At 64.6% G+C, this 12,264-nt stretch carries 8 protein-coding genes; 3 read left to right on the top strand and 5 right to left on the bottom strand.

What is annotated here, in order from left to right:
* From XANALMUS060_RS15815 to XANALMUS060_RS15800, 4 genes are all read right to left on the bottom strand, one after another.
* A partial coding sequence (locus XANALMUS060_RS15815) for a hypothetical protein (protein WP_045739254.1) occupies positions 1 to 795 on the bottom strand: 795 nt, incomplete at its 3' end.
* Between the two features lie 334 nt (positions 796 to 1,129).
* Positions 1,130 to 2,605, bottom strand: a complete 1,476-nt coding sequence (locus tag XANALMUS060_RS15810) for an FAD-dependent oxidoreductase (protein WP_045739253.1) — start codon at positions 2,603 to 2,605, stop codon at positions 1,130 to 1,132.
* Between the two features lie 58 nt (positions 2,606 to 2,663).
* A complete protein-coding gene (gene gltB / locus XANALMUS060_RS15805) occupies positions 2,664 to 7,121 on the bottom strand; it encodes a glutamate synthase large subunit (RefSeq protein ID WP_045739252.1) in 4,458 nt (1,485 codons plus the stop codon).
* Positions 7,122 to 7,310: 189 nt separating this feature from the next.
* A complete protein-coding gene (locus XANALMUS060_RS15800) occupies positions 7,311 to 7,712 on the bottom strand; it encodes an I78 family peptidase inhibitor (RefSeq protein ID WP_045739251.1) in 402 nt (133 codons plus the stop codon).
* A gap of 433 nt (positions 7,713 to 8,145) precedes the next feature.
* Here XANALMUS060_RS15800 and XANALMUS060_RS15795 point away from each other — a divergent pair, with 433 nt between their 5' ends.
* Positions 8,146 to 8,808, top strand: coding sequence for a hemolysin III family protein (locus XANALMUS060_RS15795; RefSeq protein WP_045739250.1), 663 nt, complete (start codon positions 8,146 to 8,148; stop codon positions 8,806 to 8,808).
* Positions 8,809 to 8,895: 87 nt separating this feature from the next.
* Positions 8,896 to 9,369: a hypothetical protein gene (locus XANALMUS060_RS15790; protein ID WP_045739256.1), complete on the top strand. Its 474-nt coding sequence runs from the start codon at positions 8,896 to 8,898 to the stop codon at positions 9,367 to 9,369.
* Between the two features lie 249 nt (positions 9,370 to 9,618).
* On the opposite strand, the gene XANALMUS060_RS22255 is transcribed toward XANALMUS060_RS15790, so the two are convergent.
* Complete coding sequence (locus XANALMUS060_RS22255; RefSeq protein WP_235430553.1) at positions 9,619 to 10,113, bottom strand: DUF1311 domain-containing protein; 495 nt, start codon at positions 10,111 to 10,113, stop codon at positions 9,619 to 9,621.
* 360 nt (positions 10,114 to 10,473) lie between these two features.
* Between XANALMUS060_RS22255 and XANALMUS060_RS15780 the strand changes: the two genes are divergently transcribed.
* Positions 10,474 to 11,874 (top strand): MFS transporter, encoded by a 1,401-nt coding sequence (locus XANALMUS060_RS15780; protein WP_045739249.1) that lies wholly within the window; start codon positions 10,474 to 10,476, stop codon positions 11,872 to 11,874.
* Positions 11,875 to 12,264: the final 390 nt, after the last annotated feature.

Here is a 12,264-nt window from a genome sequence, read left to right as displayed (position 1 = left end):
ATGTCTGCCTCGTGCTGACGCGCGACATGCGCATCCTCCTGCCTCGTGCTGACGCGCGACATGCGCATCCTCAAAAAACAACGCTCGATGGCAAACTCCTGACAACACGCTAGAGGCAATCTGCGCGTCTCCTCCAAGTGGTCCGCTTTGGTAGCGGTGCACCCAGTCCTGGCCCTGTGGCCAGCCACGGCTCCAGGCCAATTCGTTGAGCTGCTGGCCTGTGGTCCCGGTGGCGATGCGGTTGGCGAAGCGCGACAGTAGATCGAAATACTCGCTGGCGAAGGCGAGCATCTGCGGTTTCATCGCGTCGTGCGCAATCAGCGCCAGCGTATGCTGTTCGAACCTGTGCAGGTCGTCGGCACCGGGGTCTGCCGTCAGTCCGGCATGTATGCGCTCCATCTCGATCCAGTCGCGAGCGCTGGCGAGCGTGGAGATGAAGGGTTTACCGTGGATCACGCACTGGCGCTTGAGTGCAACCGCCTCGGGAAAGATCGACGACGGATCCACCGGGTCGATGAGATAAATTGCTCCGTCAAGCGTGCGTTGTGTGCCTTCCAGCCCGACCACCTCGGCGACAAGTTGCATCAACCCGCCTTCGCGACCGAACGGATAACGCTTGAGGCCTGCATAGTGGGGCAGTAGGCCGGCGTGCACGATTGCGTCGTGGGTACGGCCCACCGCATGCAGGCCGAGCTGCAGTTCATGGATGCCCGTCTCGCAGGCACGCAGCCAGCGGAACAGGGCCGCGTTCTCGCCCTCGTGGTGCAATCGGTTGGCGGCTAGGCCCAGGCGCATGTATCGATCCGTTTAGAAACAGAGACGATAGTCTGCTCCGGATGGCAGTGCAGACTCAATCGCCATATGCACCGACGGCTTGTTGCTGCCAAAGAGGGCGGACACGGTACAGATACGAGGGCGCTGGGGTCGTGCCTATGAACGGTCAGCGCGTTAGTCGGTTAACCGCCCTTCTGACCGCTGTCGACTAGGATTGTGGCCGAAGACAATCCGCATGCCTGGAGCGCGGTGATCTGTGAGACGTCGGGCGCGGCGTGTCCGCATTGACCTGGCGACGCGCCTGCGCACTGATCGCCACAGCGCGGGCATTTTCGGACGTCGCTATGCGTTGTGCTCAGGCTGCGGCATCGCGGGTGACCGAGAGGTCGCTGCCGATCCACTGGACGATGCTGGCGGCGGCATCGCGACCTTCGGCTACTGCGGTGACGACCAAGTCGGCACCACGCACGGCATCGCCACCGGCAAACAGTTTGGCGTTGCTGGTTTGGTAAGGCAGGCGGTCGCCACCACCGGCCAGGATTCGACCGTTGGCGGTGCCCTCCACGCCCTGTGCGGCCAGCCACTCCGGAACACTGGGAGAGAAGCCGAAGGCGATGATGACCACGTCCGCGTCCAACACCGATTCGCTGCCTTCCACCGGCTCGGCAGCCTGACGTCCATGCGCATCCGGTTCGCCGAGTCGGGTCTGCACCACGCGCACGCCAGCGACGTTGCCTGCGCTATTGGCTTCAACCGCCAGCGGTTGGCGGTTGAACAGGAAACGCACGCCTTCTTCGCGTGCGTTGGCCACTTCGCGTGCGGAGCCAGGCATGTTCGCTTCGTCGCGGCGGTAGGCGCAGGTGACCTTCGCCGCACCCAGGCGGATCGCACTACGCACGCAGTCCATGCCGGTATCGCCGCCGCCCAGCACCACGACGCGTTTGCCGTTGAGGTCGGGCAGGGCGATTTTATCTTCCCAGCCGGCGATCGGTCGGCCCCAGGGATCGTTGCCGCCGACGATGCGGCTGTTCTGCACCAAAAACGGCAGCGCTGGCAGCACGCCGGGCAGATCCTGGCCGGGCAGGCCGCCGTCTGTGTAGCGGTAGGCGCCGGTGCCGAGGAACACCGCGTCGTACTCGTCGAGCAGGTGTTGCAGACTGACGTCGCGGCCGATCTCCACGTCCAGGCGGAACTGCACGCCCATGCCTTCGAGCACCTCGCGGCGCTTGCCGATCACGCTCTTGTCGAGTTTGAAGCTGGGAATTCCGAATTGCAGCAGGCCGCCGATTTGCTCGTAGCGGTCGTACACCACCGCCTGGATGCCGGCGCGGGCCAGCCGGTCGGCGCAGCTCAACCCGGCCGGGCCGGCGCCGATGACGGCCACGCGTTTGTCGGTGGCCTGGACCTGGCTCAGATCCGGGCGCCAGCCGTTATTTAGCGCGGTGTCGACGATGTATTTCTCCACCGCACCGATCGTCACCGCACCGAACTCCTCCAGCGTGCAACTGCCTTCGCACAGACGATCCTGCGGACACACCCGGCCGCAGACTTCCGGCAGCGGATTGGTGCTGTGGCACAGCGCCGCGGCTTCTTCGATGCGGTTTTCCTGCACCAGTTGCAGCCATTGCGGGATGGCGTTGTGCACCGGACATTTCCAACTGCAGTATGGGTTTCCGCAATCCAGGCAGCGCCCGGCCTGGTACTGCGCGTCGGCCTTGTCGAACTTGCCGTATAGCTCGTTCCAGTCGCCGGAGGTGCGCAGTTCCACCGGGATGCGCTGTGGCATCTGCCGGGGCAGGTCGAGGAACTGGAATGCGTGCTTGCGGCTCATGGAAAGGTCTCGTGAAGCATGGTGTATGGCAGGACAACCGTGGCGTGGAGGTGGACGATCAGGCGGCCCGGCGTAGCGATTCGGTCAGCGATTCGATGCTGGCGGCCTTGGGTTTGACCAGCCAGAACTTGCCGACGTAGTCGCGGAATTCGTCGAGGATCTGCTGCGCCCAGATGCTGCCGGTCAATTCGCGGTGACGGCTGATCAGCTTGTGCAGGTGCTGGCGGTGGCGTTCGAAGCCTTCGGCGGAGATGCGATGGATGTCGATCAGTTCGTGGTTGTAGCGATCAACGAAATCGCGGTCCACATCGAGCACGTAGGCCAGACCGCCAGTGAAGCCTGCACCGAAGTTCAGCCCGACCTTGCCCAGCACCAGCACGATGCCGTCGGTCATGTACTCGCAGCAATGATCGCCGGCGCCTTCGATCACCGCCAGCGCGCCGGAGTTGCGCACCGCGAAGCGCTCGCCAGCACGGCCAGCGGCGAACAGTTCCCCGCCAGTGGCGCCGTACAAGCAGGTATTGCCGATGATCGCGGTGCTGCGCGCCTCGAAGCGCGCGCCGCGCGGGGGCCGCACCACCAGGCGACCGCCGGCCATGCCCTTGCCGACATAGTCGTTGGCTTCGCCTTCCAACTCCAGAAGCAGACCGCCGGCGTTGAACGCGCCGAAGCTCTGCCCGGCCGACCCGCGGAAGCGCAGAGTCAGCGGCGCATCGTCCATGCCATGGTTGCCGTGGGTGCGGGCGATGGTGCCGGACAGGCGTGCGCCGATCGAGCGGTCGGTGTTGTGGATCAGGAAGCGATGTTCGCCGCCGCGCTTGTGCGCGATGGCGTCGGCGAGCAGGCCATCCATCTGCGTGGCCAGGCTGTCCGGCGATTCGTAGAGCCGTTGTGCGGCGCAATGGCCGCTGTCATGGCGCACGTCCGTGAGCAGCCGCGACAGATCCACACGCACGCCCTCGCGTGGCGACACCTGCAGTTGTTCCAGCAGATCGGTGCGACCGACGATGTCGTCGAGCGAGCGCACGCCCAGGTAGGACAACCACTGCCGCACTTCCTCGGCCAGCAGGCGGAAGAAATTCTCCACGCGCTCTGGCAGGCCGACGAAGTGGTTGGCGCGCAAGCGTTCGTCCTGGGTCGCAACGCCGGTGGCGCAGTTGTTGAGGTGGCAGATGCGCAAATATTTGCAGCCGAGCACGATCATCGGCCCGGTGCCGAAGCCAAAACTGTCCGCGCCCAGGATCGCCGCCTTGACCACGTCCAGGCCGGTCTTCAGCCCACCGTCGGTCTGCAGGATGGTGCGTGCGCGCAGGTCGTTGGCGACCAGCGCCTGGTGCGACTCGGCCACGCCCAGTTCCCATGGCACGCCGGCATAGCGGATCGAGCTGACCGGGCTGGCGCCAGTGCCACCGTCGTGACCGGACACGGTGATCAGGTCGGCGCCGGCCTTGACCACGCCGGCGGCGATGGTGCCCACGCCCGCATGGCTGACCAGCTTCACCGACACCAGCGCGGTTGGATTGACCTGCTTGAGGTCGTAGATCAGTTGCGCCAAGTCTTCGATCGAGTAGATATCGTGATGCGGCGGTGGCGAAATCAAGCCGATGCCGGGCCGCGCGTAGCGCAGCCGGGCGATCAGTTCGTTGACCTTGTGCCCGGGCAACTGGCCACCTTCGCCGGGCTTGGCACCCTGCGCGATCTTGATCTGCAACACCTCGGCGTTGACCAGATACTCGGGGGTGACGCCAAAGCGGCCGGAAGCCACTTGTTTGATCTTGGAGCGTTTCTCGGTGCCGTAGCGCGCCGGATCCTCGCCGCCTTCGCCGGAATTGCTGCGCCCGCCGAGCCGGTTCATGGCGATCGCCAGCGCTTCGTGTGCTTCCGGCGACAGGGCGCCCAGGCTGATCGCGGCGGTGTCGAAACGTCGCAACAGGTCTTCGGCCGGGGCGACTTGATCCAGCGGGGTGGGGGTTTCGGCGCGCTTGAGTTGCAGCAGGTCGCGTAACGCCGAAGCGGGGCGTCCATGTACCGCCGCGGTATACGCGGCCCAGTCGGCCTGCGCGCCGGTGCGCGTGGCGCGCTGCAAGGTCAGCACCACGTCCGGGTTGTACATGTGGTACTCGCCGCCGTGGACGTACTTGAGCAGGCCGCCCACCTCCGGCTTGAGCAGATCGTTCCAGGCACGCGCGGTCAGTTGCCGCGCCTCGGTGTCCAGGCGCGCCAGATCGACCCCGCCGATGCGCGAGGTGGTTTCCGGGAAGCACAGCGCCACCACGTCCGGATCCAGCCCGACGATCTCGAACAACTGCGCGCTGCGATAGCTGGCGATGGTGCAGATGCCCATCTTGGAGATGATCTTGGACAGACCCTTGTAGATGCCCCTGCGGTACTTGCGGCCGATCTGGGTTTGTTCGCCGTCGCTCTTGAGCAGCAGGATGCCGCGCCGGCCCAGGTCGAACAGCGTTTGATAGGCCAGGTACGGATACACCGCCGTAGCACCGAAGCCCAACAAGCAGGCCATGTGGTGCGGGTCGCGCGCCGTGCCGGTCTCGATGATCAGGTTGACGTCGCAGCGCAAGCCGATGCGCGAAAGATGGTGGTGCACCGCGCCGGTGGCCAGCAGTGCGTGCGCCATCGGCCGTTCCGGCACCGGATAGCGATCGGTCAGCAGTAGCAAGATCTTGCCATCGCGCGCGGCCTGCTCGACCTCGGCGCAGATGCGCTTGAGCCCGGCTTCAAGCCCTTCCTCGACGCTGTAGGACAAGTCGATCTGCGCGTTGCGCTGTTGGTACTGCTCCATCTTCAGGAGCTGGCGCAGCTTGCGTTGGCTGAGCACCGGCGAGTTGAGGATGACGTGGTGCACCGTCTCCGGGCCGGCATGAAAGATGTTGGTCTCTCTGCCGAGCTGGGTGGTCAGCGACATCACGCAGTCTTCCCGCAGCGGATCGATGGGCGGGTTGGTGACTTGCGCGAATGCCTGGCGGAAGTAATCGTACAGCGGCCGGGTGTGCTGGCTGAGCACCGCCATCGGGGTGTCGTCGCCCATCGAGCCGGTCGCTTCCTGCTCGGTCTCGGCCAACGGTCGCAGGACCTGTTCCACTTCCTCGGTGCTGAGTTGGAACAGCTTGTGATAGCTGCGCAGGGTGCGCTCGTCGAACGGTTCCTCGACCAGCGAGGGGTCGATCAACTCGGTCTGCAGATAGGTCACGCCTTGCTGTAGCCACTGCTTGTAAGGAGCGCGGCCGCGGTTGATGCGGTCGATCGCATCGGAGTCGAGCAGGTCGCCACGCTTGAGGTCGATGGCCATCATCTCGCCAGGGCCGAGCTTGCCTTTGCGGGTGATGCGCTCGGCGGGCAGTTCCCACACGCCGGCTTCGGAGGCGACCAGAAAATGGCGGTCGGAAGTCAGCATCCAGCGTGCCGGGCGCAGGCCGTTGCGGTCGAGCATGCAGGCTGCATAGCGGCCATCGCAGGCGACGATGCCAGCCGGGCCATCCCATGGTTCGGCGTTGAGCCCGTGGAATTCGTAGAACGCGGCTAGATCGGCATCCTTGAACTCCAGCGATTGGCTCGCCGGTGGCATCAGGATGCGCAGTGCCTGCAGCAGATCCATGCCGCCGGCGACCAGCAGTTCGAGCATATTGTCCAGGCTCTGCGAATCGGAGCCGTGCATCGAAATCACCGGGTCGAATTCGGCGATGTCAAAGCGCGGGGTCTTCCACACCTTGCTGCGTGCCTGTGCCCAACGGCGGTTGCCTTCGATGGTGTTGATTTCGCCGTTGTGCGCCAGCAAGCGGAACGGATGCGCCAGCGGCCAGCGTGGCAGCGTATTGGTGGAGAAGCGCTGGTGGAACACGATGGCGCTGGAGGCCAGGTCGCTACGCTGCAAATCCAGATAAAACGCGCTGAGCTTGTCTGGCAGCACCATGCCCTTGTAGCTGATGCTGTCGGGCGAGAGCGTGGTCACGTAGAAATCGGCGACCTCGCGCAGGTGCTGCTCGGCGCGACGGCGCGCCAGGAACAGGGCCACGGCGAAGGCGTCCGTACTCTGTTCGGCGCCGGCATCGACGAAGATCTGTTCGATCCGCGGCAAGGTGTCCTTCGCCAACTGCCCGCACACCGTGTCGTCGGTCGGCGGAATCCGCCAGCCGCGTGGCTGTATGCCGACGCGGCGTAATTCTTCTTCCAGTACCTGACGGCAGTGTGCGGCGGCATTGGTATCGGCGCACGGCAGGAACACCAGGCCGGTGGCGAAGTGGTCGCTGATGGCGATGCCCGCCTCGCTGGCCAACGCGCGCAGGAACCCCTCGGGTTTGCGGATCAGCAGGCCGCAACCGTCGCCGGTCAGGCCATCGGCGGAGACACCGCCGCGGTGGGTCATCCGCGACAGTGCAGCGATGGCGGTGTCCACCAGGGTCCGCGAGGGTTGGTCGTCGAGTTGCGCGACCATGCCGAAGCCACAGGCATCGCGCTCGTCTTGTGGGTCGTAGAGTCCGTGGCGGTCGGGGGGTGCCATGTCTGCCTCTGAAAGCGATCCGAAGGAACACGGCGACACTCGCCCCCGCTCTGTCATGGAGCGCTTCTTGAGGTCACCGGAATATCGACTAAACCACAGTTGGTGCGGTGCCGCAATATAAAGTTGCAGCTGTAACATCGAAATTGGCGACAACGCTGCCGTGGCCGTGGGGGTGTCTGAACAGGCGGCTTAACCGCAGCGCACGCCGGTGATCTGGTTCTTGGCATCGACCTCGATATTCAGGCGTTCGCCGTTGAATTCCATGGTCACCGGCTGATTTGGCTTGAGTACGCGCACGCTCTTGGCGCCGGTGTCGGTGCGGGCTTGATCCAGCAGCGCCGGTTCGGCGGCCTGACCCACCAGGCCCTGCGCCTGCGAGGCATCGCAGCTTCCCACAGGCGGCGCCTCCGGCGCGCTGGCCGGGTCCGGCGTCGCCGCCTGTTGCGCGGCGGCCTGGGCCTTGGCGGTCACCTGTTCCTGTTCGTCCGGTGGCGGCGCGTTGCATGCGGTCAGGGCCAGTGCCAGTGCCATGCAAGAGATGCCGAGCAGGCCGGCACGCGTGGACGCACGGGAGAAAAGGGATGTACTCATCGAAGTTCCTGATGGATGGAAGCAATTCTAAAGAATGGACAGCATAACGGCAGCAGCATCGGACACGTGGCGTTCGCCGCGCGTTAACCGACGTTTGCAAGGTTGCTTGGGTGAGTGCCGTCCGACGCTCCGGATGCTTCGCGCCGTGGCGGCGTGTTGCGGGTTTTGTCGGCCGACCGGTCGCCTCGGCTGGATCGGGCGTAGCGCATCTGCACTCAGGGCCAGTGATTCTTTGCAGGCGAGCGTCGCGATATGTGGCGGCATACGGCCCCGTGCCGCAGCGCTTCCTCGCTACGTCGTGTGGCGTGGTGGTCGGTCGTTGTGCGGATAAGGCGACGGTCCGGCCTCGCTGTGCTGCGTGTCAGGGCGGGGCGCGTATCCTATAGGCCCCTCCAGCATTGCGGCGCTGCTTCCGGGCGCGCCGAAAATTTTCTTGTCCGTGTCGGCTTCCGCTTCCGTCCCGCACTATCGTACCGCCGCCGCGCGCCGTGCCGACTTGATCGTGCATGCCGCCGGCCTGTTGCTGGCCAGCGTCGGCGGCGTGCTGCTGGTCTGGCGCGCGCATGCCAAAGACGTCTTGCTGCTTGCCACGTGCGTGTATGCGTTGGGGTTGCTGACCATGTTCGCCTGCTCGGCGGCGTACAACTTCGCCCCGCCGTTGCGTCAGCCCTTGTTGCGTAAGTTCGATCACGCGGGCATCTTCGTGATGATCGCTGGTTCCTACACCCCGCTCTTCGTACTGGCCCTCTCCGGTGCCTGGGTCTGGTCGATGACCTTGGCGGTATGGGGTGTGGCGTTGCTGGGTGTGTTCGCCAAACTGTTTCTGCCCGGCCTTGCCAAGGGTTTCTGGGTGGCGATCTACATGCTGTTGGGTTGGGCTGGGCTGGTTGCGGTCAAACCGATCATGGCGGAGCTGGACAGCACCGTGTTGTGGCTGATCGCCATCGGCGGCGCGATCTACACCGTAGGTGTGGCGTTCTACGTGCGCAAATCGATGCTTTACAACCGCGCGATCTGGCATGCGCATGTACTCGGTGGCGCATTGGCGCACTGGTATGCCATCTGGTTGTGCGTGCGCCCGCTGTCGCCGACATGAACGTCAGCGGGTAACGCGCTAGTGGCCGTGTGCCGACGAACGTAAGCTCGACGCTTCTCATTGACGACGATGGAAGGAACGCATGCGATGGGTAGCCCGATCCGTCTGGTCATCGCTGCAACGCTCTTGACCGCATGTGTGTCGGCGCATGCGCAGCAGCAGGCCGTGCCTGTGCCCGCCGCCGCGGACCCGTTGCAGGTCAGCAGCGCGCCGCCGGACATCCAGACCCTGGGCGAAGTGCGTGCGTTGCCGCCTGACGAGGGCCAGCCGCTGGATCTGTATCGATTCAAGAACCCCGTCGATCTCAAACCCAATCCGTTCGACAAGGATTGGAAGCCGCCACCTTCGATCGAGCAAGTCAGCTTGAGTGGCGGCTACCTGGTGCAGGGCGTCTATTACCTCGAAGCCAAGGCGGCCAAGGGGCTGCACACGCTGACCGGTGCACCGGATCAGATCCAGGCCGCCACGGCGCGGCCGCCGCCGCAGTTGAGCGCTGCGCAGCTGCGCCGTGCCACGCAACTATGCGTGCAGCAGGGCGCGGGCTGCGATCCGGGGCAGTGACGCACCTCGTGCGCTGCGCCGGTGATCGTGTGCTTTGGCTGTCCGCACCCACCTGACAGCGACGGGCGAGGTGATGTTGGCCACTCTTAGGCGGTGGTGGCATGCGCAAGCGCGGTGAGTGTGTGCTCCAACCGCAGGTGTGCGAATACTTTCGTTGCTTCAGGCGCTCGCATGCACGCGTACGCCGCGCGATACCACAGCGAAGAGTGTGTGCGATGGCGCGTTGGCCGACGCCGACGCGCTGTACCCTCAGTGCCCGGAGTGTGCGTAGCCTTCGAGTTGGTCGGCGCGGGCACCGATCCGTTGCAGGTTGGCCTCTGCGCTCTGCAGAGCTGCTTCCTGGCTGCGCCCACCGAGCGCCTTGTCCAGCGCCTGGCCTTGCGCGTTGGATTGTTGCCAGGTGTATTGGGCGTCTATCAGTTTGGAGCGGTCGCTGCCGCTGAGGCGGTAACGCAGCGTGTCGTAAGCGCGATCCAGGCGATCCTGCTGCACGCGCTGTTCGCGTTGGATGCAGCGGCGCCGTTCGTCGATGCCATTGGCTTGCTTGCGGCATTCCAGATAGGCCGCAGACAGACCGTTGGATGCCTGTCTGGTCTGCGTCTGTTGCATCTGTTGGTTTTGCTGCTGCAGTGCCTGCGCTTGTGCTGCGGACTGCTGTGCGGTCGCGGTGCCGCAGGCGCTTGCTGTTATGCAGATAAAGACCCAGGCCAGCCGGTGGTATCCGATTGCGTTGCTGTTGCGCATCGTCCTTCTCCTTAAAAGTCCAGCATCCCGATTCTGCCACGGCGTCTCGTCGGCGCGTGGCCCACTTGCCGCCAAGCATACGGCAATGCAAGGAGCGCATCGTGGCAGTGAAATGTGGCGATGCAAGGGATGACAGCCAGGCTTCGTCCAAGGCATCGGCTGCGCTCATCATTGCTCCTGGATCAACGTTGCGCGTGGGGTCGCAGTGCTCCTGGCAACCCGACGTTGCGCTGAACGTCGATTTGCCTGGTTCAGCATTTCTTGCATTTGGTAGTGGCGGTGGTCGCGCTGTCTCGGGCAGCATGCGACGGCGCCGTATGCTTGGCTGCAGGCGCCCACCTCCCCCAACGGTATATGCCAATGCGCGATCCTGTCGTTTCTGTTGCCGATTCCGTCGCGCACGTCGTGGCCCGCCTGGAGCGCCTGCCGCCGACCCGGACGCTGTGGCGTCTGGTCGGGTTGCTGGCGCTAGGCGGATTCTTCGAACTCTACGATCTGTTCCAGACGGCCTACATCAGCCCGGGCCTGCTGCACGATGGCATCTTCGCCGAGGGGGCGGCGGGCGTGTTCGGTACTTCAGACCAGGGCGCGTTCGGGATGGCGACGTTTCTTGGTTTGTTTGTCGGCGCGAGTCTGTTCAGCCCGTTCACCGACCGCTTCGGGCGCCGCCCGGTGTTCACCTTCGCACTGCTCTGGTACTGCGTCGCCACCGTGGCGATGGGAATGCAGCACAGCGCGCTGGGGGTGATCCTCTGGCGCGGCGTGGTCGGTATCGGCCTGGGCATCGAATTGGTCACCATCGATACCTACCTGTCGGAACTTGTGCCGCGACAGATGCGCAGTGCGGCCTTTGCTTTCGCGTTCTGCCTGCAGTTCCTGGCGGTGCCTGCGGTGGCGTTGAGCGCTTGGCTGCTGGTGCCGCATGCGCCGCTGGGAATCAGCGGCTGGCGGTGGGTGGTGTTGCTCAGCGGCGGCTTCGCCGTGGCGGTGTGGTGGTTGCGTAGCCGGCTGCCCGAGTCGCCGCGCTGGTTGGCCACGCAGGGCCGGCAGGCCGAGGCCGAGGTCGTGCTGGTCGATCTGGAAGCGCGCTGCAGCGCCGACCTGGGGCGTGCGCTGCCGGCCCCGGAGCCGGAGCCGACGGTGACTGCGCCACCGCCGCGCTTCGCGAGGCTGTGGCAAGTGCCGTACCGACGTCGCATGTTGATGCTGATCGGCTTTCACGTGTTCCAGGCGGTGGGCTTCTTCGGCTTCAGCAACTGGCTGCCGAAGCTACTGGCCAAGCATGGGGCCGATAGCGTGCAAAGCCTGGGTTATTCCTTCGCGATTGCGTTGGCGTATCCGCTGGCGCCGCTGCTGTTGCTGCGTTTCGCTCAGCGCTGGGAGAACAAGGCACAGGTGGTGGTATCGGCACTGGGGGCGGTGTTGTTCGGCACGCTGTTCGCTTGGCAGAGTCAGCCGCTCACGATCATTGCGTGCGGTGCGGCGATTGCTGCCTGCAATGCGTGGATGAGTTTCGCCTACCATGGCTATCAGGCCGAATTGTTCCCTACCGCTTTGCGTGCCCGTGCGGTGGGTTTTTGCTATTCCTTCAGCCGTTTGTCCACGGCGTTCAGCAGCCTGTTGATCGGCTTTTTGATGGACAACACCGGTCAACGTGTCGGCCCCGTGTTGGCCTGCATCGTCGCCAGCATGCTGGTTGCGGCGTTGGTGGTTGGCGTGTTCGGCCCGGCCACTCGCAACCGCTCGTTGGAACGGATTTAGAGTCGCCAACAAAACGACGTCGCCGCCGCCGCGCGCAGCTCATGTAACCAATGTTACATGGCTGTTCCTGCGCGCTGCCCGCGTCCATCCGACAGCGACTCGCGACGTTCTTTAATCATCAATGGCGCGACCATGCGCGACTGAGACCTTCGTTGGCGTTGACCATGTCTGGACGCGCAACAGGTCAAGCTCAGCGGCGAATTCACCGCTCCGGATAACAACTTGAGAAGTGAATCAACCCGCCGCTGCCATGCATTAGGCCAGGATGGGTATATGGTTCGATTGAGCGCGCCACGCTGTAAACCGGATGGTGCGAACCACCACAATGGATTGAATAAAGGATCGTCACTATGGGAATGAAGGCCCGCCTCGCAACCGCCCTGGCCTTGC

It is taken from the genome of Xanthomonas sp. MUS 060, assembly GCF_000963215.1.
In the GTDB taxonomy this organism is placed as follows: domain Bacteria; phylum Pseudomonadota; class Gammaproteobacteria; order Xanthomonadales; family Xanthomonadaceae; genus Xanthomonas_A.
Note: the sequence above shows the minus strand (reverse complement) of the source record. Positions and strands in the feature narration are given on the sequence as shown.